This window comes from Natrinema hispanicum, assembly GCF_004217335.1.
GTDB classification, from domain to species: Archaea; Halobacteriota; Halobacteria; order Halobacteriales; family Natrialbaceae; genus Natrinema; species Natrinema hispanicum.
In genome coordinates this window covers 786,332-808,945 of the sequence record NZ_SHMP01000003.1, presented here as the reverse complement: position 1 = coordinate 808,945, position 22,614 = coordinate 786,332, and the positions used below count along the sequence as shown (strand labels likewise).

23 protein-coding genes are annotated in these 22,614 nt (G+C 62.8%); 10 read left to right on the top strand and 13 right to left on the bottom strand.

The window, feature by feature from the left end; translation table 11 throughout:
* The first annotated feature begins 60 nt into the window (after positions 1-60).
* Together BDK88_RS04760 and BDK88_RS04755 are read left to right on the top strand one after the other, a co-directional pair.
* Complete coding sequence (locus BDK88_RS04760) at positions 61-981, top strand: DUF7551 domain-containing protein (protein ID WP_130499390.1); 921 nt, start codon at positions 61-63, stop codon at positions 979-981.
* A complete protein-coding gene (locus BDK88_RS04755; protein ID WP_130499389.1) occupies positions 978-1,775 on the top strand; it encodes a DUF7260 family protein in 798 nt (265 codons plus the stop codon). Before BDK88_RS04760 ends, BDK88_RS04755 begins: the two co-directional genes overlap by 4 nt.
* A gap of 67 nt (positions 1,776-1,842) precedes the next feature.
* Here the strand turns inward: BDK88_RS04755 and BDK88_RS04750 are convergent, their stop codons facing one another.
* The gene (locus BDK88_RS04750) at positions 1,843-2,229 is read right to left on the bottom strand and encodes a hypothetical protein (RefSeq protein ID WP_130499388.1); all 387 of its coding nucleotides are present in this window, start codon (positions 2,227-2,229) and stop codon (positions 1,843-1,845) included.
* Between the two features lie 337 nt (positions 2,230-2,566).
* Between BDK88_RS04750 and BDK88_RS04740 the strand changes: the two genes are divergently transcribed.
* Together BDK88_RS04740 and BDK88_RS04735 are read left to right on the top strand one after the other, a co-directional pair.
* The gene (locus BDK88_RS04740; RefSeq protein WP_130499386.1) at positions 2,567-2,884 is read left to right on the top strand and encodes a DUF5783 family protein; all 318 of its coding nucleotides are present in this window, start codon (positions 2,567-2,569) and stop codon (positions 2,882-2,884) included.
* Between the two features lie 83 nt (positions 2,885-2,967).
* On the top strand, positions 2,968-3,330 hold the full coding sequence (locus BDK88_RS04735; protein ID WP_008013646.1) for a NifU family protein: 363 nt from the start codon (positions 2,968-2,970) through the stop codon (positions 3,328-3,330).
* Positions 3,331-3,395: 65 nt separating this feature from the next.
* On the opposite strand, the gene BDK88_RS04730 is transcribed toward BDK88_RS04735, so the two are convergent.
* Both BDK88_RS04730 and BDK88_RS04725 read right to left on the bottom strand, forming a co-directional pair.
* Positions 3,396-4,304, bottom strand: a complete 909-nt coding sequence (locus tag BDK88_RS04730; protein WP_130499385.1) for a ketopantoate reductase family protein — start codon at positions 4,302-4,304, stop codon at positions 3,396-3,398.
* Positions 4,305-4,353: 49 nt separating this feature from the next.
* Positions 4,354-4,647, bottom strand: a complete 294-nt coding sequence (locus BDK88_RS04725; RefSeq protein WP_130499384.1) for a DUF7130 family rubredoxin-like protein — start codon at positions 4,645-4,647, stop codon at positions 4,354-4,356.
* A 346-nt stretch (positions 4,648-4,993) separates the two neighbouring features.
* Between BDK88_RS04725 and BDK88_RS04720 the strand changes: the two genes are divergently transcribed.
* Positions 4,994-5,377: a DUF7475 family protein gene (locus BDK88_RS04720; RefSeq protein ID WP_130499383.1), complete on the top strand. Its 384-nt coding sequence runs from the start codon at positions 4,994-4,996 to the stop codon at positions 5,375-5,377.
* 30 nt (positions 5,378-5,407) lie between these two features.
* On the opposite strand, the gene BDK88_RS04715 is transcribed toward BDK88_RS04720, so the two are convergent.
* The 5 genes from BDK88_RS04715 to BDK88_RS04695 form a co-directional block, all read right to left on the bottom strand.
* Positions 5,408-5,797, bottom strand: a complete 390-nt coding sequence (locus BDK88_RS04715) for a CopG family ribbon-helix-helix protein (RefSeq protein WP_092933489.1) — start codon at positions 5,795-5,797, stop codon at positions 5,408-5,410.
* Between the two features lie 60 nt (positions 5,798-5,857).
* A complete protein-coding gene (locus BDK88_RS04710) occupies positions 5,858-6,985 on the bottom strand; it encodes an MFS transporter (RefSeq protein ID WP_130499382.1) in 1,128 nt (375 codons plus the stop codon).
* 424 nt (positions 6,986-7,409) lie between these two features.
* The gene (locus tag BDK88_RS04705; protein ID WP_130499381.1) at positions 7,410-7,748 is read right to left on the bottom strand and encodes a DUF7130 family rubredoxin-like protein; all 339 of its coding nucleotides are present in this window, start codon (positions 7,746-7,748) and stop codon (positions 7,410-7,412) included.
* Between the two features lie 279 nt (positions 7,749-8,027).
* Positions 8,028-11,654, bottom strand: a complete 3,627-nt coding sequence (locus BDK88_RS04700) for a DNA polymerase II large subunit (protein ID WP_130499380.1) — start codon at positions 11,652-11,654, stop codon at positions 8,028-8,030.
* A gap of 1 nt (position 11,655) precedes the next feature.
* Entirely contained in the window at positions 11,656-12,075 is a 420-nt protein-coding gene (locus BDK88_RS04695) for a PPC domain-containing DNA-binding protein (RefSeq protein WP_130499379.1), read from the bottom strand.
* A gap of 264 nt (positions 12,076-12,339) precedes the next feature.
* Between BDK88_RS04695 and BDK88_RS04690 the strand changes: the two genes are divergently transcribed.
* Complete coding sequence (locus BDK88_RS04690) at positions 12,340-12,744, top strand: hypothetical protein (RefSeq protein WP_207225250.1); 405 nt, start codon at positions 12,340-12,342, stop codon at positions 12,742-12,744.
* A gap of 314 nt (positions 12,745-13,058) precedes the next feature.
* On the opposite strand, the gene BDK88_RS04685 is transcribed toward BDK88_RS04690, so the two are convergent.
* On the bottom strand, positions 13,059-14,285 hold the full coding sequence (locus BDK88_RS04685) for an MFS transporter (RefSeq protein ID WP_130499378.1): 1,227 nt from the start codon (positions 14,283-14,285) through the stop codon (positions 13,059-13,061).
* Between the two features lie 91 nt (positions 14,286-14,376).
* The gene (locus BDK88_RS04680; RefSeq protein ID WP_130499377.1) at positions 14,377-14,715 is read right to left on the bottom strand and encodes a DsrE family protein; all 339 of its coding nucleotides are present in this window, start codon (positions 14,713-14,715) and stop codon (positions 14,377-14,379) included.
* 158 nt (positions 14,716-14,873) lie between these two features.
* On the opposite strand from BDK88_RS04680, the gene BDK88_RS04675 reads away from it, so the two are divergent.
* Positions 14,874-16,226, top strand: coding sequence for an O-acetylhomoserine aminocarboxypropyltransferase/cysteine synthase family protein (locus tag BDK88_RS04675; RefSeq protein ID WP_130499376.1), 1,353 nt, complete (start codon positions 14,874-14,876; stop codon positions 16,224-16,226).
* Positions 16,223-17,431 (top strand): homoserine O-acetyltransferase MetX, encoded by a 1,209-nt coding sequence (gene metX / locus BDK88_RS04670; protein ID WP_130499375.1) that lies wholly within the window; start codon positions 16,223-16,225, stop codon positions 17,429-17,431. Before BDK88_RS04675 ends, metX begins: the two co-directional genes overlap by 4 nt.
* A 97-nt stretch (positions 17,432-17,528) precedes the next feature.
* Here the strand turns inward: metX and BDK88_RS04665 are convergent, their stop codons facing one another.
* The 3 genes from BDK88_RS04665 to BDK88_RS04655 all read right to left on the bottom strand — a co-directional run bounded on the left by BDK88_RS04665 (position 17,529) and on the right by BDK88_RS04655 (position 19,286).
* Positions 17,529-17,924, bottom strand: coding sequence for a hypothetical protein (locus BDK88_RS04665; RefSeq protein ID WP_130499374.1), 396 nt, complete (start codon positions 17,922-17,924; stop codon positions 17,529-17,531).
* 199 nt (positions 17,925-18,123) lie between these two features.
* A complete protein-coding gene (gene serB, locus BDK88_RS04660; RefSeq protein ID WP_277613469.1) occupies positions 18,124-18,789 on the bottom strand; it encodes a phosphoserine phosphatase SerB in 666 nt (221 codons plus the stop codon).
* A 41-nt stretch (positions 18,790-18,830) separates the two neighbouring features.
* A complete protein-coding gene (locus BDK88_RS04655; protein ID WP_130499372.1) occupies positions 18,831-19,286 on the bottom strand; it encodes a universal stress protein in 456 nt (151 codons plus the stop codon).
* 684 nt (positions 19,287-19,970) lie between these two features.
* Between BDK88_RS04655 and BDK88_RS04650 the strand changes: the two genes are divergently transcribed.
* A complete protein-coding gene (locus tag BDK88_RS04650; protein ID WP_130499371.1) occupies positions 19,971-20,867 on the top strand; it encodes a DMT family transporter in 897 nt (298 codons plus the stop codon).
* Between the two features lie 70 nt (positions 20,868-20,937).
* Positions 20,938-22,524, top strand: coding sequence for a phosphoglycerate dehydrogenase (gene serA, locus BDK88_RS04645; RefSeq protein WP_130499370.1), 1,587 nt, complete (start codon positions 20,938-20,940; stop codon positions 22,522-22,524).
* Positions 22,525-22,614 lie beyond the last annotated feature (90 nt).

The window sequence follows — 22,614 nt, the reverse complement described above, 5'->3', positions numbered from 1 at the left end:
TCCGGAGCACTTATGATGGTTTAGGTGGGCCTAAAGCATACGAGCCTACTGGAGGAAATCATGGTCGGAACGACGCTCAGAGAGATTCGCCGTTCCATCGAACGGCTGGCCAGCGACGACGGGGAGTACAACGTCGTCTGTGCTCGCTCCGGCGAACAGCCCGTCCCGGTCGCCGGGCGGCGGTTCGCGACCCGGCCGGACGCAGCGGACGCCGCACGCGCAACCGAACAGTACCGCGCCGCCCTCAGACGATACGATCCACAACTCCCGTTTTACGATCCGATCGTCCGCCAGACGCAAGCGGGCACCGAGGGCCAGGCCGATGGCGCGCCTGAGAACACAACGACCGCCCAGGAGAGCCAGTTGTCGGCCGATCGAACACACGCTGGGACGACTGCCGGCCCGCTGATCGGGTTCTGTCACGATGTCTCCGGTGCCGTCTTCGAGGCGCTCTCGAGTCGCGATCACGAGCGCGTCGAGCGGGCGATCATGGACACGTATCTGGCCGCTGCCGAGGCGACGACCGACCGAAACGCGCTCTGTCTGGTGTTGCTCGAGACGATCGCAGCCGAACTCGATCAGTACCTCACGGCGGCCGAACGAACCCGATTGCTGCGGGCGGCAGCAGCGAACCTCTCGCCGGTCGATCCGGCCGACGATCCGGTTGCGACGAGCCTTGCGTATCTGGATTCGCTGTCGCTGATTGGCACGTACGGCGTTACACGCGAGTCAGTCGCTGGGACCAGCGAGAACATCTGGACCGTTACCCTGCGGGAGTACGCGATCGACGGCGGCGAGCGGCGGTTTCCGACGCTACCGATCGGGATCGATATCCTGCGTCGGACGGCACCGTCGACGGCATCGCTGGGTGTACACGAGGCCACCGCACTCGGCGACGGCGACTGGCAGTTCGTGGTCACGACCGACGAGCGGACGAGTGGCGGCCTCGTCTGTACTCGCGCCCAAGCGGAGGACCGATGACGGGAGCGACGACGGCCCACCGAGCGCTCGAGTGTCTTGCCGAGGAGTGGGAGACGCTCGCGGATCGCGACGCGGCACTCGAGGCGTTCGCCGACCGCGTTCGAGCGGTTCCGGCCGCACAACCGACCGCGTTTCAGGCCCAACAGGCGGCAGCGCCCATGGCGACACAAGCGATTCAGGGACGTGGAGCGGCCCCGTCGGCGTCGGACGATCACTGTGCGTCCGTCAGGACGGCATTCGACGAAACCATTGGGCGCTCCAGCGACAACGGCTGCGAGGACGAATCGCGGTTCGAGGCGATGGCAACCACGCTGACCGAAGACGTCGCCGCCGCGCTCGCGACCGACACCGGCTGGACGCCGCCACTCAAAGCCGCGGTGCTCGAGGCAGTGTCGACCAGCCGCCGGGAGCTTGCGATCCGACGGGAGATCGTCCGGAAAGAACGGTCGACACTCGAGACGGCAATTACGGAGATCAACACGATCGTCGGCTGGCTACAGGCGACGGCCGACGAGTCGTTCTTACAGTGTGGCTTCGACGACTTGCGAGCCAAACACGAGCGACTCGAGACGTACCAGGATCGCCTCGAGACGCGTCTCAAGCGGCGACAAGCACAGTTTGCTGGGTCGACGGCTCGAGACGAGCCGAGCGGACCACGGTACCGATCGGTCATCGAATCGATCTACGCGAGCGGTCCCGCTCGATATCCGCTGCTGTCGACCGCGACACAGCTGTACGGCATCTGTGGCGACTGTCAACGGACGGTCCGAGCACACCTGACGCGGCGCGTCTAGTCAAGCCTGCACAGCTGAGGCGAGCGGCTCGACGAGTAAAACGAAGCTACCGCCGGCGATCCGGCGACTACGGCGACGACGCCTCGTCTGGAACGAGTTCGGAGAAACTGACGCGGTCGAGTACCGCTTCGACCGCGACCGGATCGATGGCTGCGTCGGCGGCCTCGTGGATACTATGCATACACTCGAGTAAGCCGTCGAGAGCGGCTCGGCGCGTCGAGACGTGAGCGATCGAGCGAGCGATCGTCGAATCCGTAAGGAAGATCTTGTAGCGAAGCTCCCAGCACCGACAGAGTCCGAGCGCTGGATGGGAGCGATCAGGATGGGTACTATCCGCGATCAGCTCGATCGCAGGGTTGCCATGCCGGTAGACGAACTGGTCGTCATCGAGTTTTGCCAGTCCCCATCCCGGCGGGAGCGCTTCGGGTGGAATTGGCTCCTGTTTGGTACCCATGTTCGCGGAGTCGCCAAGGGCCGGAGTGTCCGTTCCGCTTGCGTACGCGGGCCTCTGTATAGGCACCCCATACAGTTTCAGCGGACTGGTACCGAAACTGCTGCTACTGATACTGCCGGACAGAACGATGTGCAGATCGGTCGCGCTGCTACGGCCGTCACCGGTGGAGACGGCCGCGAATCCGCGACCGACTTCGTATTGACTGCTGTCCGACAGTGTGACAGCAGACCGTCTCAGGCTCGCGCCATCGGACGGCAGGCACAGACCAGAACGGAGCGAATCGGTGTCGAACGAACCGATCGTCCGACTTTTGTCGTCGCTCTCCGTCAGGTCGAGTATGGCCGACTTCGACCCCGAGCAGTTCGAAGACAAGTACGCCAACTACTTCCCCGAGCTTCAGCAGGCGTATAAAAACGCGTTCAACCGGATGAACGACCAGTACGACTCCGAACTCGTCCACGCGATCGACCAGCAGGTGCTCAACGAGAGCGAGCCCTTCTACGAGGGCAACGGCGAGTTCCGCATCGAGTTGCCAGATGATCCCTACGGCCGCCTCTCGGGCGTGCTCGTCGACGAGGAGCGCTTCGAGCAGGTCCTCGAGCGCCACGTCGAGGAGATCGAAGCCGAACTTCAGCGCGTGTTCGGATTCGCCTAACGCGGGCCCAGCACCGTCGGTGACGCCGGCAGCCGAACATGGAGGACGGAAGGTTTAGGGGGGCTGATACCCAAGTGGGGTTCATGAGCACCGAGACCCAGAACGACGGGGACGATCTCGAGGAGCGCGTGACGAACTTCCTGCGACGGAACTTCCCGCAGATCCAGATGCACGGCGGCAGCGCAGCGATTCAGGACCTCGATCGCGAAAACGGCGAGGTCAGCATCGCCCTCGGCGGTGCCTGCAGTGGCTGTGGCATTTCGCCGATGACGATCCAGGCGATCAAGAGCCGCATGGTCAAAGAGATCCCCGAGATCGAGAAGGTCAACGCAACCACTGGCATGGACGGCGGCGACGACATGGGCGGCGGCATGAGTCCGTCCTTCCCCGGCGAAACCGTCGACGACGACGGCGAAGCCGACGAAGGCCCGGAAGCACCGTTCTAATCCCCGTTTAGCGCGTTCGATCCGTCGGGTTCGGTTTTTTGATCACTCGCGACGACAGCGACGGCTCACCGACGGCCACGACCCTGTTCCCACGTCCGGATCAACGCCGTGAGCGTTCGATTCGTCGGCACCTCGAGCCCGTTCTCGGCCGCTCGCTCGACGACGTAGCCGTTGATCGCATCGATTTCGGTGCGCCGTTGGGCGGCGATATCCTGGGCCATCGAGGACGTGTTCGCGGCCGTCGCCTGAGCGACGGTTTCCATTGCAGCCAGCGCCTCGTGGTTCGACAGGGACACGTCACAGGCACGTGCGACCCGTGCCGTCTCCCGGGTCGCTTCCCGTGCGAGGTCGGTCGCTGGCTCTTCGAGGACCGCTCCGTTTTCGGTGGCAGTCAGGGCCGTGATGGGGTTGATTCCGGCGTTGACTGCGAGTTTCTTCCACAGTCGGCGGGGCATGTCGTCGGCGACGGTCGTCTCGAGACCGACTGCGGCAAAGGCCTCGCCGACACGCTCTGCACGTGCCGAGGAGCCACCGTCTCGTGGTCCTAGCACGATCTCGCCGGGACCCGTGCATTCGACGACTCCCGGCTCCTGGAGGATCGCACCGTAGGTCGCCGTCCCGGCGAGTATCGGAGCCTCGAGCCGCGTCGCGAGCGTCGCTTCATTTCCCATCCCGTTTTGGAGCGAGAGAACGGCCTCGATCGAGCCCGTCGCAAGTGCGTCGGCAGCCGCGGCGGTGTCGAACGATTTGACCGTGACGACGGCGAGGTCGGCCTCGAGTCCCGTCCCGTCGGTCGTCGCTGCAGGGGAGACGTGGGACGGGCCGTCGTCGACGGCACCCTCGAGACGCAGTCCCGACTCACGAACGGCACGCGCGTGAGCCTCGCGAGCGACGAGTGTGACGTCGTGGCCGCGTGCAAGTAGCCCGCCGACGAGACTTCCGAGGCTGCCAGCCCCGAAGACGACGATCTCCATAGCTCGAGGTGACGCGAGCGGGATAAAAACGGTTGTTGTCCGGCTGTGCTCAGTCTTCAGTCCAGTAGTACAGCTCCTCGCGTTTGGCACCGCAGGACGGACATGCGTCGGGGAGATCGCTCTCGAGGCGACCGAGCTCGCCACACTCCCAGCAGCGCCACATGAGCTCTGCCTCGCCGAACTCGTGGCCCGATCGAACGTGTTCGACGCTCAGTCCCTCGATTCCGTCACGGAGCGTGACGTAGACGCCGTCCTCGTCGACACCGCGAATGCGGCCGATCTCCGTACCGTCCTGGGTATAGACCGTCGTTCCGAACGCGAGTCGTGAGTCTTCGATCGCCATGTGTGTCACCATCATCGATCTACGCCCGCCGCCATGATAAACTACTATGCGCTATATAGAATTGCTGCACCACAGGAGTTGCAACCGGCGCATTCAATGACTGGCCAGTCGTGATGGGAGGCGATTTGATTTCGAGAAAACCGACCTCGTCGTACCGTTGGTATCGAAACGTGAGCGATTGATTGTTGGTTGAATTAGTTACTTTCCTTCCGTAGCACGTCATCGATATCGCTTAGCAATCGGAAATGAGAAATTCACGTTGCTTAGCGGGTGAGAGCCGTATTACGGAGTTGTGAGTCCGATAATAACAGTCCTTATCTAAAGGCGAGACCAACGTAGTATTGTGATGAACGCACAAAACAACCCGGATAGTAAGATCGGAGCGCTCACCCGAGTCCAGTGGCTTGCAGTCGTGTTAGTTGCCATTACTGGCGTGCTACACGTGTTTGCGGGCATTGTTGAGGGGCGGGTTCCCGTGGCACTGGCAGGCGTTGGTTACGCCGGCGCGCTTGTACTGTTTTTCCTCAACTACCGACGGCGCCTGCTCTATCTCATCGGCGTTCCGTATACGGCCGTGCAGATCCCGATTTGGCTCGTGGCCAAGTCGGAGTACGGGGTGGTCGACTACGTCGACAAGGCGGTTCAGGTCGTCTTGATCGTCGTGTTGGTTTATCTCTATCTAAACACGCCAACTGAACCAGCCAAGCCCACGGCAACGCCAGCAGACTGAGCGACAGTATTTGCGGATCTTCCGCTGCTCTCAGTTATCTCTGAGGACCATGATTTTCACCCGGTTCACGCCGTCGAAATCACGAAGCCGGTAGGTCAGTTCCCGGACCCGCTCGCCGGCACCCTGACAGAACAGCGACTCGAGACACCACTCTCCCTGGTGGGTGTGACTGGTATTGAGGATCACGTCTTGGTACTCGTGTTGGACACCGTGGAGTTCCCCGATCACCTCGTGATGACGGTAGTCGAAGGCGACGAGTGCGATGACATCGTCTGTCAAGTCCTCAAGTTGTGAATGCGATTCGATGTACTCCTGCATCGCTTCACGGACTGCTCGTGATCGGTTGGCGAGTCCCTCATCTTGCCAAACCTGGTCGAACTCTTCGACGACTGCATCTGGAATATTGAAACTCGTTCGCATAGATTTCTGTTCGTCGCCCTTCTACAAGAGTTCTGAGTAGCGCGATCCCCCGGTTCGGTATTAACTCGGTTCTCGTTCGATAGGTGTCTCCCAGAGCAAGATCCCTGTCGAACTAGTAATGAGGATGACACCAGCCACAGCGAGAGCGAACAATGGGGTGACGATGTCGGAGATGATGCCACTCCCGAGTTGGAAGGGGATAACTGCAAGTCCGCTGATCATTGCCATTGCGCTGAGAACAGTCGCACGTCCCATCGTCTCGAGATGATCGTTGATGTACTGGCTAGCGAACGACCGCGTCACATCAGAAAGCCCGCGAACCAGCAGGAACGTCGGCAAGGCAAGAACTGGGACGAAATACATCCCCACCAGTGCCCCGCCGACGACGAAGGGCAGCCCCAGAAACCACAGTCGCAGTCCGAGACGATCGCGAATCGCACCAGTATAGTAGCTCAGCCCTGCGCCGAAGAGACTATACGCCGCATAGAACCATCCGAGCAGTGATTTGACCTGCGCCTGTGACACACCAAAGTCGAGGACGACTGTCTCGAAAATCGGCTGGAGAAACACGAACACGAGGTACGTCACCGCCGCATAGAGAACGTAGTAATACAGCACGAACGCCCGTATGTTACGCTGTGAGACCGTGCGACGGATCATCGAGAGTGTTCGCCGAAAACTCAGGTCCGTGGTGTCGGCTTGTTCGTAGGTTTCGGGTTCGTCGATCGTCAGGAGGACGAACACGCCGATTGCCGTCACTGTAGCAGCGACGAACCACGGATACGATAGATCAATACTCCCGAGATAGCCACCGATGATCGCCGCACCTGCGCCAATCGCCAGTGAAACGGACTCTCCTCGCCCACGGACGTGTGCGAACTCGTCTTCCGAGAGGTCATCCGTGAGCGTATCGTACAGCCAGGCATCTTCGCTTCCCGAACGGAAGTTGTAACCTGTCGACCAGCACACGTACAGGGCCACAAGGGCCCCGAAGGAACTGGACAGCCCGATCCCAAGCAGTGTGAGTGAAATGAGGGCGGTCCCGATGAGGAGACTGTTGCGCCGACCAACACGGTCACCGACATAGCCTGTTGGAATCTCCCCCAGCAGCGTCGTCAGATTGTATATCGCTTCAAGAATAGCGATCTGCGTGAAGGTGAGTCCTTGGGCGAGAAAGAAGAGATACATAATTGGCCGGTAAAACTCAACCGCTTTTGTTGATTTGTAGAGATAGTATTTCAGAACGCTCGAAGAGGGAAGAGCAGCGGAATTCCGGGACGGAACAGCCATATCTGATCTGGAGACCCCGGAAAAATGGTTGTTGTGTTATGATAATGCTGGCATTTCGTAATACTGCTGTGCCGAACAGTGAGAGCCGTTCGTCAGTGCCCAGGATTGAGACGGTCTGCTGTCAATCAGTGCCGGTACACCCGCAGGACGGTCGCGGGTCCACCGGGACACAGTGACAGTAACGCGTATGAACGTCGATTTGAACCGGGAACCTACCGACCTGTTCAAAAAACGTATCACAGCCCCGCTAAACCCACTGTCGTCTCAACTTTAGGTCGTGCCGCTGCCAAACCCGGACTGAATCGACCCGTCTCGAGCCCGCTCAGTCTTCGGTCCAGTACATCAGTTCTTCGCGCCCGGTCCCGCAGTTCGGGCACTCGTCGGGAAGTCCACTGTTGATATCGCCCATTTCACCACACTCCATACAGCGCCACATGAGCTCCGCCTCGCCGAATTCGTGGCCCGACCGAGCGTGTTCGACGCTCATCGCTTCGGCACCCTCGCGCGTCGTGACGAAAAAGCCGCTCTGCTCGAAGCCACGAATGTGACCGAGTTCGTTGCCGTCCCCGTCGTAGACCGTCTGCCCGAAGTTGAGTTTCCGTACCGCCTCGACGGCCGCTTCCTCGCCTTCCGATGCCGGTGTCTCGCCAGTGTTGACCATAGACCGACCACACCGGCGACGGCGATAAAGCCACAGCACGAATTATGCGGGTGGCCGCTCGAGTCACAAAGCGAAAAGCGAGTCACGGCGTGCCTCGCTCGCGACAGGCCGTGGTTCGAGACGCCGAAGGCGTCTTGTCATCAATCGAAACATTCGGTTTCGCAGACGACGAGGGATCGAAGATCCCTCGAACAGTCGGCTCGAAGCGCCGACAGCATCGCGAATCGTCGATTCGCTCAGTCACGAGAGAGCAGCGCTCTCGCGAACGACAGCGTAGATTTACATGAAGTCCTCGATCCCGCTTTGCTTGTTCTTGTCGTTCTCGAAAATACTCTCGAGCGACCGTTCCAGAACCTCGAGTCGCTGTTTCGTGTAGTCGCGACAGTCGTACTCCTCGGCGACCTGAATCGCGGTCTGCATGTACTTGTTGACCGAGCCTTTGTGGACGGTGAGGTTAACCCGACCACCACACTCGCGACAGTCGCCAGTCAAGGGCATCCGGCGGAACTTCTCGCCGCAGTCGAGACACCGCGTCTCCTGGCGCGAGAAAGCCCGCAGATTCCCGATCAGGTCCGGCAGGAAGTGATACTCGATAACCCGCTCGGCGACGTCGGTTTCGTCGACTGCCCGGAGCTTCCGCGAGAGCTCGAGTTGGGCGTCCATCTTGTCCATCATCGAGCCCAGCGTCTTGTACGCCGAGAGATCGGGGCCCATTGCGATGTCGGTGGTGTCGTGGGTGTGTTCGAAGCCGGTGTACTCTAGGTCGGTGCCGAGGTTCTCCTCGGCGATTTCGACGTCGACGTCCTCGGGGTCGGCCTGCTCGCGGGTCGCGAGATAGAACTCGCGGGGGTACTGGGAGACGACATCCATGTTGTGGGCCTCGTCGTCGATCTCGGAGGGATCGATCCGCGAGGACATGACCAGGGGGGCGTCCATCTTCCCGCCACGCTGGTCGGGCAGAAACGACTTGCTGAAATTGAGAAGCCCGTCGAGGAGGAGCATCACGCAGTCTTCGTCGCCATCACAGTTGCGCCGCTTGGCTGCATGGAAGTACGGATGTGCGTAGCCGACGGCCGCGCTCGTAAACCCGATCACTCGCCCGACAGTTGCCGCACTCGTGTGCGGTGCCATGCCGAAGACGAGTTCGCCCACGAGGTCCTGGCGGTCCTCGAACTCGTAAAAGGGCTCGAGGCCGTAATACTGCGCCAAGAGGTCGTCGATGAAGTCGGCCGTCTGCAGCATGTGCTCGGCCGCGCCGTCGGAGAGGACGATGTCCTGCACTTTGAGTTCGACCAGTTGGTCCTCGTGGGTGAGCGGTTCGCCGTGGATGTCTTCCTCGTAGCCAAGGGCCTGTAGCTGGCCGACGTCGACATCGAGTTCACTTGCCCGAACTGACGTGACCGGGAGGTCGGTCATGTCGTAGCGGACGGTGCCGTCTTTGAACGCGCTCACGTCGTGTTTCGCCCGAAGAACCCCTTTTTCGATTGGTTCGGGGATCTTGTTCTGCGAGGAGAGCCCCTTGACGCCTTTCAGGATCTCGAAGGCGTTCTCGCGTTCGCCGACCGACTCGAGGGCGCTCCGGAACTCATCGTGAACGTCGATCTCCCGGGTCTCGACGCAGGTTCCCTCGCGCTCGCAGCGATCGCACTCGACGCGGTCGGCGTCGTCGGGCTCGAGGCGCTGGTCGCAGTCGGGGCAACGATAGTCCGGCGTCGTCCGCTCGTTGCAGTCGGGACAGCGGTTTTTGAACGTCTCGGTGCCACAGGTCTCACAGCGCTGCCGACCGATCTGCAGTTCGACGACACCGGGGGTATCCGACATCGTCTCGGCGTGGGTGGCGGCGTCGGCGACGTTACGCTGCGTGCCGCCGGCCTCGCCGATGGGAAAGAGCGTATGAACGGCAGGGCTCAGGTCCCGGCTCTCCGACTTCTCGGGACGGCCCATCCGGTTGCCGATCCGGGTGGGGGAACGCTCGCGAACCTGAAAGGGAGCGACCTCGTTGACCGCCTCGATGGCGTTGTCGCCCTCGGCCTCGTGGCCCCACGTTCGTGCGCGCTCGGAGAGATCAGCATCAGCCCAGGTGCGCTCGAGTTCGACCGTTGGCGCTTGCTCTGGCTCGAGCGTCGCGCCGTCGGCGACGGTCTGGCGGGGTTCACAGCCGAGCGTTCGGACGAACGGCCGCCAGTCGTCGACCGCAATGTGGCCCTCGCTCTCGCGCTGGCGGTGTTCGATGACGATCGTCTCGAGGGCCTCGCGGACGGACTCGGTATAGTCGAGGACGAGCGTGTCGTCTTCGACCCGGCCTGCTGCAACCGCCCCGGCAAGCGTACAGAAGGCGTCGACAGACAGGTCGTGCCAGAGGTACGTGTACTCCGGATGGAGAGGGGCGTCGTATTCGGTCGCCCACTCGAGGGCCTCCTCGGGATCGGGGAACTCGAGGTCGATTCGGGGGTCGTCCTCGAAGGCCTGGACATCCGCGCCGGCGGCCTCGAGGTCCTGTACCCACCACTCATAGGTGTAGGACGCGGGCGCGAGTGGGTGGTTGTTCTCGACGAACTCGCCGTAATTGACGAGGTACTCGCCGAGGTCGAGGATCTTCTCGACACCATTGCGGATCTCGAGGGCGTCTTGGGGGTCGTCGATTCGCCGAACGTCGCCGTTCGCGAGTTTGATGGTCGGCCCCTCGATGGAGTCGACGGGGACGACGCCCGCGGCTTTCCCGGGGCGTTCGGTCTTGATCTGGGTCCCCGTCGCGAGGAAGTCGTCGACCAGATGCATCGCAGCGGGGTGGACGCCGGCGGTCGCAAAGCCATGATTTCGCGCCCGGCCATAGCGCAGCCGGAAGCCACCCTCGGCACAGGGGTGGGAGAAGACAGGCCGGCCAGCAATCAGGTCTCGGAGGAACTTCGTCGACTCCTCGACGCGCGGGGGGCCGTCGGGCGCGTCGGCGTCGGTGTCGTCGCCATCGTCCGCAGGTTCGTCTCCGTCGGCGTCTGCATCTTCCCCGTCGCCGTCTCCCTCGTCGTCGGCGTCCGCGTCGCTTTCCTCGTCCGCCGCAGCGTCGTCGTAGTAGGTGCCGTCGATGAGATCCTGGAGCCACGGCCAATCGACCTCATCCAGGTTCCGGGTGTAGCGCTGGATCTTCGGCGCTTTCAGCGCGATCCCCTCGGCGAGGACGAGACACATGCCACCCCGGGCACTGTTGGTGTCGACCCGCTCTAAGTCGCGAAAGCCGGAGACCTCCTCGTCACCGGTGGCCTCCCCATCCAGCATGATCGGCATGTGCTCGGCGATGAACTTCGTCTCCTTGTCCTTGGGCGTGTACTGGAGGCCGGTCTCCTTGTCGTACAGCGAGATCTCCTCGGCATAGCGCTCGATCTCGTCGTCACGAGCCTTGTACTGCTCGATCCCCACGAGCGCGCGGGTGTAGTCGGCGACGAGTACCGACAGGGCCTGTGCAGTGCCACCCGCAGAGCGGATCGGACCGGCGTAGTAGACGTTGACGAACTCGGTGCCGTCGTCGTTCTGGATGATTTCGACCTTGTCGATTCCCTCGATCGGCGCGGCGACGACCCCTTCGGTCAACAGGGCGACCGCAGTGCGAACCGCTCCTTCGACCTTGCCGGCTTTCGTCTCGTAGTCACCGACGCGGCCCTCGGCGAAGTCCTCCGCGAGCTCGAGGGCGGCCTCCTCTCTGCTCATCTGCCCTTCGAGTTCGCGGACCCGTTCGGCGACGCCGTCGATGCCCAGAATGTTCTCGACGCGGTCGGCCATGTCGCGTGCGGTCGGGATCTCGACTTCGGGTTTCGGATCGCCGCCGCGTTCTTTGGCTCGCTCGGCCACGTCGAACGCATCGTCTAACTGGGACTCGAGCCGTTCGAAGTAGCGTTCGTCTTCCGCTCGCATATCAGAGCCAGAGATCGAGGTCGGTCGTCTCGTCGTGGTCGCGCTCGAGTGGCTCATCGAAGACGCGCAGATGGACCTCGCCGGCCCAGACCGTCGCTTCGTTCAGGTGGCCGGCGACCGCGTTGCCGTCGGGCCCCGAGAGGACGACGTGGGTGTGGGCAAACCGGTCGCCATCCAAGAGCGAGACGTTACCGACACAGCTCGCAACCTCGAGGGGTTCGTCGAATTCGATCGGCTCGTACTCGCACGTGTCCTGATCGTAGAACCACAGTTCGGCGTCCTGGACCGCGCCGAGCGCGGTAAACCAGGCGGCATCGGCGTCGACCGCGTCGGCGAGGGACTCGATCTCGGCCCGCCAGTCGGCACCCGTCTCGAGGCGGGCGACGTACTCGTCGGTCGTCTCGACGGCGCGATAGTGCATACCGCTACTGTGTCGGCCGGCAGAAAAAGCCCACCGGTCGCGTCGCAAGACTGCCACGGTCGTTGATGGGTTACAGTCCGCGGCGGCGTTCGTACGGTCTGCTGTCACCGTGTCTTGGCGCACCTACACGACACGGATGCGTCAAAACGGGCTAATAGTTTCCGTGAGCGTGTCACAAAAGGACTCATAGACATATTATTTTTAATTTATTGATGGAAAATAAACTCTCCAAAATCACTTATTGATTGAATAAATAGTTCTTGTATGAAACGTCGTATCTTTGTTTCGGGCACGATTCCGCTCTGCTCGGGGCTTGCTGGATGTACGGGACTGCTCTCTGATCCCCCGATGCTCTCCGTGACCGTCTTTAACCGGTCCGAAAGTCCCTACACAATCGAAATGGCGTTTTCACGAACAGATGGAGACCTCTCCAGAGGCGAAGCCCGGGTGTTCTCAGGATCGATCGATGTTGGGCCAGACGAGCAAACCGTCCGTAAAGACGTTGCTAAACGACAGCAGTATGTTATAGAGTACAGCCTCTTCAGAGACGATGGTGGTCTAACAGAACAAGACAGCTTCCACTACTATCCGGGTGACGAGAGTGAGGGTGGTGGTCTGACGTTTGATATTACTCCGTCAGGAACCCTGACGCGAAGGTGGGCCGCTTGAACGTGTCCTTATCGAAAATACCTTGTTAGGTAAATTGTTTTTGATTGATAGTATATGGACAATATACCGGTCATTCAGTTAGTAACACTCTGGTTTGTCATACTAGTTTACATACAAATAGGCTCAGGAGGAGGCGGTGTAGTTAATATGATTCTAGGGACAGTTGCTATTCTTCTTGTGTATATTCTCCCACTCATCCTGATCGTTTTCACTGTTCTGAAACTGATCGATAACTAATTTAGCAATACTTACCGTTCGCTACGGAATCCAATTTGCTATACTCAATTCCATGATACGCTCGTCCGTATCAGGCGTCACCACGGCCGCTTGAGCGGACCCGATCGGTCGCCCCCGAGCGAGAGCCGGAGGAAGATCGGAACCGTGACGACGGCGATGGCGATCTCGAGGCCGCCGACGACGAGAAAGGCGAGATCGTAGCCATAGCGGCCGGCGACAGTGCCACCGAGGAGGAAGCCGCCGAGAAAGCCGAGGCTGCCGGCGAGATTGAACCCGGCCATTGCGAGGCCACGCTCGCTTTCGTCAGCCAGATCGGAGACCAGCGCCATCGTCGCGGGGGCGACTAACGCGCCGAGGACGCCGACTGCGATCATCGCGATCGCGGCGGTCAGGACCGACGGCGCAGCGCCGACGGCGATGATGCCGACGCCGTAACACAGCGAGCCGACGACGATCGGAATCGTCCGCCCGATCCGATCCGAGAGCGTACCCATGGGATACTGCAGGAGGGCGAAGGGTGCGAAAAAGCATGCCAACATGAGCCCGGTCATCCCGGCACCGAGACCGAACTGCTGTTGGAAATACAGCGTCCCCACGAGTGCGAAGAAGCCGGCCGTGAGCCGGTCGACGAATCCGAAGGCGTACGGGACGGAAAGCGTCGGCTGCCGGCGAATCCCGTCGACGAGCGCGCGGGCGGTCCGGCGCGTGTCGGGCGTTCGGTCGTCGACGCTCGAGACGGCGAGGCTCACGCAGACGAGCAAGCCGGCGGCGACGACCAGCGGCGCGCGCGGATCGAGCTCCGTCAGTTGGCCACCGATCGGTGCGCCGAGTGCAGCCCCGGAGCCGATGGCGATTCCGGCCGCACCCATGTTCCGGCCGTGACCGCCCTCCAGATCCATCAGCATGGTCATCGTCAGCGAGAACGCCCCAACGGTCATCGCCCCCTGAAAGACGCGAAGGGCGAGCACGCCCGCGAAGGGGATCGAGCCCAGCGTGGGGACGGCGGCGAGGGCAGCGTAGCCGACCGCGCCGGCGATCGCGCCGGCGACGATAAACGGCGTCCGCCGACCGGTCGTATCGCTTACGATCCCCCAGACGCCGACGAACGCGACGTAGGCGGCGAATTCGGCGATCAGAAACCACATGCTCGCGTCGAGCGCGCTCGCGGCAAAGGCCGAGGTCGTCTCGTCGGCCCCAAGCGTCGCGACGAGCGTCGACACGCCCGGATAGAGCAGTAGCTGCGAGAACAACACCGCGAAGACGAGGACGGCGAGGACGATCCGATCGCGGTCGCTCGAGTGCACGGACAGCCGTTGACGCTACGGGCCTATGAAGCGTCCGTTCTACCTCGGCGTGACGCCGCGTCGACCGCCGGGAGCCACAGTGTGACCGACGCTACGGCCGGATGTAGGCGTATCCCTCACTCTGCAGTCTCGTGAGTTCGCCGCCGCCGGAGGGGACGGGTTCGACGCCCTCGACGAGATCGGACTCCGCGAGGTCCTTTAGCTCGAGGGTGTTACTGCAGGCTTTCACGGAAATTCCTTTCTCGAGCAGCGATTCGACCATGTCGCTGCCATCTCCGTCGGCTGTTAGCGGTTCAATTCCGTCAGCCTGCGCAACGATTGCGATATCGCCGATCTCGACCGAGTCGTCTTCCGTGAGGTTCTCGGCGATGGTAAGCGCCGTCTGTTGTTGCTGTGGATCGGCAGCGATGAGGTGAAACACTGTCTGCACACGTTGACAGCCGGCCCGTCTCGCAATAGGGGTTGAGCCTGCAGGCGAAACGCCCCCCGGAGCGGCGATGGCCGACGATGAATGAGAGTCATTCTCTAGTCTGCTGTTTTTGCCGTTACTGCGACGCATATGTGGATGGAGCAGTATGCATACTAAACATGAGCGACGACGCGAGCGACGGGCACGAGGCCGACTCCGACGCCGAGCGTGGCGGGCGCGGGCTCGGCACGCGCAGCGTCCACGCCGGCCAGTCACCCGATCCGGCCACCGGCGCGAGGGCACCACCGATCTACCAGACCACCTCCTACGTCTTCGAAGACGCCGACACCGCTGCCGACCGCTACGCCTTGGAGGACGACGGCTACATCTACTCTCGCATCGCCAACCCGACCGTCACCGTCCTCGAGGAGCGCCTCGCCGCGCTCGAGGGTGGCGCGGGCGCGGTCGCGACGGGCAGCGGCATGGCTGCGCTCGATTCTGCGGTCCTGATCCTCGCCGAGGCGGGTGACAACATCGTCTGCTCGACCGACACCTACGGCGGGACATCTACCTACTTCTCGAAGACGGCCACACGGCGGAACATCGAGCCGAAATTCGTCCCCACGCTCGAGTACGACGCCTACGAGGAGGCCATCGACGAGGACACCGCCTTCGTCCACGTCGAGACGATCGGCAACCCCTCGCTCGTGACGCCCGACTTCGAGCGCGTCGCTGAGATCGCCCACGACAACGGCGTGCCGCTGGTCGTCGACAACACCTTCGCGACGCCGGCGCTGTGTCGACCCGTAGAGCACGGGGCCGATGTCGTCTGGGAATCGACGACCAAGTGGCTCCACGGTTCGGGAACGACCGTCGGCGGCGTCCTCGTCGACGGTGATTCGTTCCCGTGGGGCGAACACGGGTACGACGAAATTGCCGGCCAAAACCACGCCTACCACGACACCGACTTCTCGCGGGACTTCGCCGACGCGCCCTTCGCTGCCGCCGCTCGCTTTCGGTCGCTGCGCAGTCTCGGGAATCAGCAGTCACCCTTCGACGCCTGGCAGACCTTACAGGGACTGGAATCGATGCCACTGCGCGTCGAGAAACACTGCGAGAACGCCGCCATCGTCGCGGAGTACCTCGATGACCACGAGGACGTCGCCTGGGTCACCCATCCCGGCCTCGAGTCCCATCCGACCCACGACAACGCCTCGCAGTATCTCGAGGACTTCGGCGGTATGGTTGCCTTCGGGCTCGAGGAAGGGTTCGAAGCGGGCAAGGCCTTCTGCGACGAGGTCGAGTTGGCCTCGTTCCTCGCGAACATCGGCGACGCGAAGACACTGGTGATCCACCCCGCGAGCACGACCCACGGCCAGCTCTCGCCCGAGGAGCGAGCAGAGGCCGGCGTCACGGCCGATCTCGTGCGGATGTCGGTCGGCATCGAGGACCCCGAAGACATCCTGGCCGACCTCGAGCAAGCGATCGAAGCCGCGACAGGAGCCTGTCGATCAGATGGTGAGACACGATGACGACGAAAGAGACGATCGATCTCGGCGAGTTCCAGTTCGAGTGCGGGGAGTCGATCCCCAACCTCGAGGTAGCCTACGAGACCTACGGCGAGTTTACCGGCGACAACGCGGTGTTGATCTGTCACGCGCTGACCGGCAGCGCCCACGTCGCCCGCCGGCCGGACGCCGGCGACGAGACCGCCGGTCAGGCCCGCGCCTGGTGGGGCGACGTCGTCGGGCCCGGGAAGGCGGTCGACACCAGCGAGTACTACGTGATCTGTGCGAACACGCCCGGGTCGTGTTACGGGACGACCGGCCCTGCAAGCGAGAACCCGGAGACGGGCGAGCCCTACGGTACCGACTTCCCGCCAGTCACGATCGGTGACTGGACACGTGCCCAACGGCGGCTGCTTGACGAACTGGGAATCGGCCGGCTGCACGCCGTCATCGGCGGCAGTGTCGGCGGCATGAACGTCCTCGACTGGCTGCGACGGTATCCCGACGACGTCGAACGGGCCGGTGCGGTCGCCACCGCTGCCAAGCTCGACCCACAGTGTCTCGCGCTCGATACCGTCGCCCGGCGGGCGATCACGTCCGATCCCAACTGGAACGGCGGTCACTACTACGGCGGCCCTGAACCCGAAGACGGGCTGGCACGCGCCCGCCAGATCGGGCACATCATGTACCTCTCGAAGGCCTCGATGGGCCGAAAGTTCGGCCGCCGCTCCGCAGGTCGCGAAACCGTCCGCGAGGAGCCGCCGGATCCCGCGGCCGCCTTCTTCCCCTATCGGGAGGTCGAGTCCTATCTGGACTATCAGGCCGACAAGTTCACCGATCGGTTCGACGCCAACAGCTACCTCTACATGACGCGCGCGATGGACGACTTCGACCTCTCGGCGGGCTATGAGTCCGATGCCGACGCGCTGGCGGCCTTCGAGGGCGAGCTCCTCATCGAGTCGTTTACCGGCGACTGGCACTTCACCGTCGAACAGGCCGAGTCGCTTGCCGAGTCGGCACGCGAGGCCGACGTCGACGTCGCCCACCACGTGATCGAGTCCGACCACGGCCACGACGCCTTCCTCGTCGAACCCGAAACCGTTGGGCCGCCGCTGTCGGATCTGCTCGAGGATGGCCTCGGCGGCAGCTCGATTACCGACACGGCCCCGGAACAGCCCGACGAAACCGGGGAGTTCGCGCCGGTTCACACGAGCCTATTTTCGAGGTAATCGGGTCTCGAGGCCCCACGGCGCTGTGGCTGGCAGCGCTACTGTTGGCCGACGAGTAGTCAAGCGACGCCAGGTCAGTACGATCGGAAAAAGAAAGTTAGCGGCCGTTGCCCTGTCCATAGGCGTTCGAGGACCCGTGATCGAACGGGACGTACTGTTCGGTGGTCGACCGACCGGAGCGGCGACGGTCGAGCCAGTATTGCAGATCGGCGACGAACAGGGCGAGGTTTTCACGCACGGCGAGTTTCATCGAGACGCCCTGTGGCGAACGGAACAGCGCGATCAACGACCACATCGTCCCGGCTGCAAGCGCGCCCACAGCGGAGAAGCTCATCCCAAGCGTGAAAAACGTCGTCGCATAGACGAAGCCGATCCCCATCGACGGCAGGCTCGTGCCGAGAGGGACACGCGCACTCGAGTCACGCAGCGTCGGTGCGAGGAAAACGATCGAAAGGCTGCTCCCAATCATGAATACGAGGTCTTGCCACATCATCATAATCGCTTACTCAGTTACGAGTTAAAACTCTCTCGGTCGAGAAATGGGCAGTTAGCACTGACAGTCAGTGAACACTGAGAATATAACTGAAACCGTGAGTAGAACGGGAAGCGACGACGGGAGCGACACATCGAACCGTCGTCGTGGAGCCACAACTCCCTATTAGGCGGCCTAATTCAGCAGTGGCCCTGACCGATTAGGGCTCGGCGAGGACGGTCTCCTCGATCAGCGTCTCGCGGGCCTCGTCCATCGACGTGACGACGACATCACAGTGGGGTTCGACCGCCGGTTTGGGTTCGAAGCCGATAGCCAGCCCAGCGACCTTGAGCATCGGCAGGTCGTTTGCACCGTCGCCGACCGCCACGGTCTCGTCGAGGTCGACGCCGACGTCGTCGGCGAGATCCTCGAGCGCGTCGTCTTTGGTGCCCTCGATCAGCGGCCCCTCGACGTCGCCGGTGAGTTCATTGCCGTTCATCGGCAGCCGGTTCGAGACGATGTGGTCGACGGAGACGCCTTCACGCTCGAGGGCGGCCGCAACACCGCGCTCGAATCCGCCGGTGAGAATGGCGGTCGTGACGCCGGCGTCGTTCAGTTCTTTGATGAGGTCGGCGGCTCCCTCGCGGAGGACGACCTCGTCGAAGGCCGCTTCGGCCTCTGCTTTGGGGAGACTCTCGAGCAGGGACGCACGCGAGCGCAGACTCTCGGCGTAGCCGATTTCGTCGTTCATCGCGCGTTCGGTGATCTCGGCCATGTCATCGGCGACGCCACAGCGATCACCGAGCAGGACGGTCATTTCGGAGTCGGAAAGCGTTCCATCGAAGTCGAAAGCGACGACTGTCATTGCTCGCCGCTTGTGGGTCACCGGATAAACCAGTTCAGGTTTCGACTCGCGATCGTGACCGACTACTCCTCACCCTCGACCGGCGTCTTGACGATCGTCACCGGCCGCGAGGCCAGTCGCGCGACGCGGTCGGTGACGCTGCCCAGCAGCTGGCGGTACTCGCCGGACCGTTCTTTCGAGCCCATGACGAGCAGGTCGACGTCGGCTTCGTCGGCGTACGCGAGGATCTGCTTGTGGGGGTCGCCGTGTCTGACGACCGTCGTCGTCTCGACGTCCGCCTCCTCGGCTGCCTCGGCGGCCGACTCGAGAGCCTCTTCACCGACCTGCTCGAGGGCGGCCTCTAACCCTTCGAACTCGTGGACGTATTCGTCGCCGCTGTAGGAGCCGTAGACGTCGCTGTCGACGACGTACAGCAGGTGAAGGTCGGCCCCGGCGTGGTCGGCGACGGCGACAGCGTGGTCGATGGCGAGTTCGGTCCCTTCCGCCGCGTCGGTCGGCAACAGGATGCGTTCGTACATAGCTACCAATACACGATCCACACCGAAAACTGTGACCGGATAGTTCACAACACGAGAGACCGGGTGACCTCCTCCTCGCCGTAAACGGAGAGGGATCGAAGATCCCTCGGGCAGTCGGGCTACGCCCGACGACGGCGAGGCTTCCCACGGCACCGCACCGCTGGGTTGGGATATTTGCTGGTTTACGACTCGTCGGTATGACGGGCCGATGGCGGGGCCACACCGCTGTTACTCCTATCCCCGGCACGGGGACTCGGAGTTATCTTGGTGACCGAGACACCACAGCGGTTCGAGATGGGAGTCTCGAACGTTCTGGGTCTCGGAGTCCCGATATTGTCCGATTAGGTGGGCGGACGTGCCGCCTCGGTGTATGTCATACTACACCTCGACTGAACTTAAATACCCGTATTGCTACCGAACGGAGACTGTGTAAGCGTTGTCAGATTCACGCCCGGTCGTCAGACTACGTCTGACGGGCAATCAGAAATCAAAGATTTCTGATGACGGCGTAAACGCCGGGATTCTCTCCTTGAAGAAAGATAGAACTGCCGATCGCCATCGGAGAGGCGACACGCAGGACGCGGTGGCCCGTAGACCGATATCGTAACGTTCTCGCCGCAATACTTGGAACGCGTCCGACGTGTACGCACAAGACGACCGCCAGCAGTCCGCGGCAGCCGGCCGATGACCGACGCGACGCTCGAGGTCGTCGCGATCGCCTTAGTCCCGGCGGTCCTCTGGGGGTTCTCGCCGATCTTCGATAAACGAGGGATGGCCGCAGGTGGCGGTGCCGTACAGGCATCACTGGTCGTCGTGCTCGTCGACTCGACGTGTTACTGGCTCGCCATCGCGGCCCTCGAGGGCCGGTCGGCCGTGACGGGGGTGACCGGCGAGACGCTGGCCATCTTCGCGTTCGCGGGCGTGGTCGGCACCGCAGTCGGGCGAGTCACGATCTTCGTCGGCGTCGATCGAGTGGGCGCGAGTCTCAACAGTGCGATCCTCAGCGCACGGCCGCTGTTCGCGACGCTGATCGCGCTGGTCGCGCTGGGCGAACCGCTTGGGCCCGTCACCGGCGTTGGGATCGTCGTCCTCGTGGCCGGGCTCGCGCTGCTTGCGACCGCTCGCGGCGGCGACCTCGCGGGGTGGACCACCCGCGACCTGCTGTGGCCGATCGCAGCCGCGGCCACCTTCGCAGTCGCAAACGTCAGCCGCCGGTACGGCATGCTCGATACGCCGATATCGGCTCTCGAGGCGGTCGCAATAAACGAGACGGCCGGGCTGGTCGCCCTGCTGGCGTACATCCTCGCCTGGGGTGGTCGTGACGTGCTCGCAAAACCGCGGGCGTCGTATCGCTACTTCGTGGGCAGTGGCCTGCTGACGACCGTCGCGATGCTCGCGTTGATGACCGCACTCGGCCTCGAGGGTGGCCGAATCGCCGTCGTCGACCCGCTGGTCGCGACCGCGCCGCTGTTTACCCTGCTGTTTGCCGCCGTCTTCTTGCGAGACGTCGAGCGAGTAACGAAAGGCGTCGTCGGCGGCGCAGCGTTGATCGTGATCGGCGCTGCGCTGATTACGATCTGAGACAGCGGTATTTTTTGCCGGCCACGCGCACAACGGAAGGGTTTACGTGCTCCGCACGGTTTGCTCGCACATGAAGGTTCTCGTCACGGATCCGATCGCGGATGCGGGTCTGGACGTACTCAGAGACGCCGGCCACGAGGTCGAAACGGGCTACGAACTCGAGGGAGACGACCTCCTCGAGGCAGTCTCGGACGCACACGGGCTCATCGTTCGCTCCGGGACCGAAGTCACCGACGAGGTCCTCGCGGCCGCCGAGGAACTGGTTATCGTTGGGCGAGCAGGAATCGGCGTCGACAACATCGACATCGACGCCGCCACTGACGAAGGTGTCATCGTCGCCAATGCCCCCGAGGGCAACGTTCGCGCAGCCGCCGAGCACACCGTCGCGATGACGTTCGCGGCCGCCCGCTCGATCCCACAGGCACACATCCGTCTGAAAAACGGCGAATGGGCGAAAAGCGACTACCTCGGTGCCGAACTCAACGGCAAGACGCTCGGCATCGTCGGCCTCGGCCGCGTCGGCCAGGAGGTCGCCAAGAAACTCGACTCGCTCGGGATGGACCTCGTCGCGTTCGACCCCTACATCTCCGAGGAGCGCGCCGACCGACTCGGTGCCGAACTCGTCGACTTCGAGCCGTGTCTCGAGCGCGCCGACTTCCTGACCATCCACACGCCGCTGACCCCCGAGACGGAGGGCATGATCGGCGAAGAGGAACTCGACCTCCTCGAGGGCGACTACATCGTCAACGTCGGCCGCGGTGGCATCATTCAGGAGGACGCCCTCGCCGCCAAAGTCGAAGACGGCACGGTCGCCGGCGCGGCGCTGGACGTCTTCGCTGAGGAGCCACTCTCCGAAGACTCGCCGCTGCTCGAGCACGACGACGTCATCGTCACGCCTCACCTCGGCGCGTCGACGGAAGCGGCTCAGGAGAACGTCGCGACCTCCACCGCCGAGCAGGTCAACGCCGCGCTCGCCGGCGAGCCGGTCGCCAACGCCCTGAACGCGCCCTCGATCGACGAGAGCGCGTTCCCCCGCGTCGAGCCCTACATCGACCTCGCCGAAACCGCCGGCAAGGTCGCCGCACAACTGCTCGAGGGCCGCATCGAGGACGTCGAAGTCGTCTACGAGGGCGAAATCGCCGACGAAGACATCGAGTTCGTCACCGCAAGCGCACTCAAGGGCGTCTTCGAACCGCTCGAGTGGCAGGTCAACGCGGTCAACGCGCCCCAGATCGCCGAAGACCGGGGCGTCGACGTCACCGAGTCCAAGACCCGCCAGGCCGAGGACTTCCAGAGCCTGATCTCCGTAACTGTCAGCAACGACGACGACGAGGTCTCCGTCGACGGCACCCTCTTTGCGGGTGACGACCCGCGGATCGTCCGCATCGACGGCTACCGCGTCGACGCCATCCCCCACGGCCGAATGGTCATCACGCGCAACACCGACGAGCCCGGCGTCATCGGCCTCATCGGCTCCGTGATGGGCAACCACGACGTCAACATCGCCGGCATGTTCAACGCCCGCGAGACCATCGGCGGCGAGGCCCTGACCGTCTACAACGTCGACAGCGAAGTTCCCGCGGACGCGAAAGCGGAACTCGAGGACGACGAGCGCATCATCGGCGTCAGCGACATCACGCTGAACGGCCAGGCCTGAACGCGAGCCGACGCACGCGCTATTTTTCTCGAGTCTCGAGTCGATCGAGCTCCCGGCGGCAAAAGACCTATCGCTCGGACGACCAACGTC

Bases quoted from the DNA above. Each gene is read 5' to 3' on its own strand.
- BDK88_RS04760 (WP_130499390.1), top strand. From the start codon at position 61: ATGGTCGGAACGACGCTCAGAGAGATTCGCCGTTCCATCGAACGGCTG.
- BDK88_RS04755 (WP_130499389.1), top strand. From the start codon at position 978: ATGACGGGAGCGACGACGGCCCACCGAGCGCTCGAGTGTCTTGCCGAG.
- BDK88_RS04750 (WP_130499388.1), bottom strand. From the start codon at position 2,229: ATGGGTACCAAACAGGAGCCAATTCCACCCGAAGCGCTCCCGCCGGGA.
- BDK88_RS04740 (WP_130499386.1), top strand. From the start codon at position 2,567: ATGGCCGACTTCGACCCCGAGCAGTTCGAAGACAAGTACGCCAACTAC.
- BDK88_RS04735 (WP_008013646.1), top strand. From the start codon at position 2,968: ATGAGCACCGAGACCCAGAACGACGGGGACGATCTCGAGGAGCGCGTG.
- BDK88_RS04730 (WP_130499385.1), bottom strand. From the start codon at position 4,304: ATGGAGATCGTCGTCTTCGGGGCTGGCAGCCTCGGAAGTCTCGTCGGC.
- BDK88_RS04725 (WP_130499384.1), bottom strand. From the start codon at position 4,647: ATGGCGATCGAAGACTCACGACTCGCGTTCGGAACGACGGTCTATACC.
- BDK88_RS04720 (WP_130499383.1), top strand. From the start codon at position 4,994: ATGAACGCACAAAACAACCCGGATAGTAAGATCGGAGCGCTCACCCGA.
- BDK88_RS04715 (WP_092933489.1), bottom strand. From the start codon at position 5,797: ATGCGAACGAGTTTCAATATTCCAGATGCAGTCGTCGAAGAGTTCGAC.
- BDK88_RS04710 (WP_130499382.1), bottom strand. From the start codon at position 6,985: ATGTATCTCTTCTTTCTCGCCCAAGGACTCACCTTCACGCAGATCGCT.
- BDK88_RS04705 (WP_130499381.1), bottom strand. From the start codon at position 7,748: ATGGTCAACACTGGCGAGACACCGGCATCGGAAGGCGAGGAAGCGGCC.
- BDK88_RS04700 (WP_130499380.1), bottom strand. From the start codon at position 11,654: ATGCGAGCGGAAGACGAACGCTACTTCGAACGGCTCGAGTCCCAGTTA.
- BDK88_RS04695 (WP_130499379.1), bottom strand. From the start codon at position 12,075: ATGCACTATCGCGCCGTCGAGACGACCGACGAGTACGTCGCCCGCCTC.
- BDK88_RS04690 (WP_207225250.1), top strand. From the start codon at position 12,340: ATGAAACGTCGTATCTTTGTTTCGGGCACGATTCCGCTCTGCTCGGGG.
- BDK88_RS04675 (WP_130499376.1), top strand. From the start codon at position 14,874: ATGAGCGACGACGCGAGCGACGGGCACGAGGCCGACTCCGACGCCGAG.
- metX (WP_130499375.1), top strand. From the start codon at position 16,223: ATGACGACGAAAGAGACGATCGATCTCGGCGAGTTCCAGTTCGAGTGC.
- BDK88_RS04665 (WP_130499374.1), bottom strand. From the start codon at position 17,924: ATGATGTGGCAAGACCTCGTATTCATGATTGGGAGCAGCCTTTCGATC.
- BDK88_RS04655 (WP_130499372.1), bottom strand. From the start codon at position 19,286: ATGTACGAACGCATCCTGTTGCCGACCGACGCGGCGGAAGGGACCGAA.
- BDK88_RS04650 (WP_130499371.1), top strand. From the start codon at position 19,971: ATGACCGACGCGACGCTCGAGGTCGTCGCGATCGCCTTAGTCCCGGCG.
- serA (WP_130499370.1), top strand. From the start codon at position 20,938: ATGAAGGTTCTCGTCACGGATCCGATCGCGGATGCGGGTCTGGACGTA.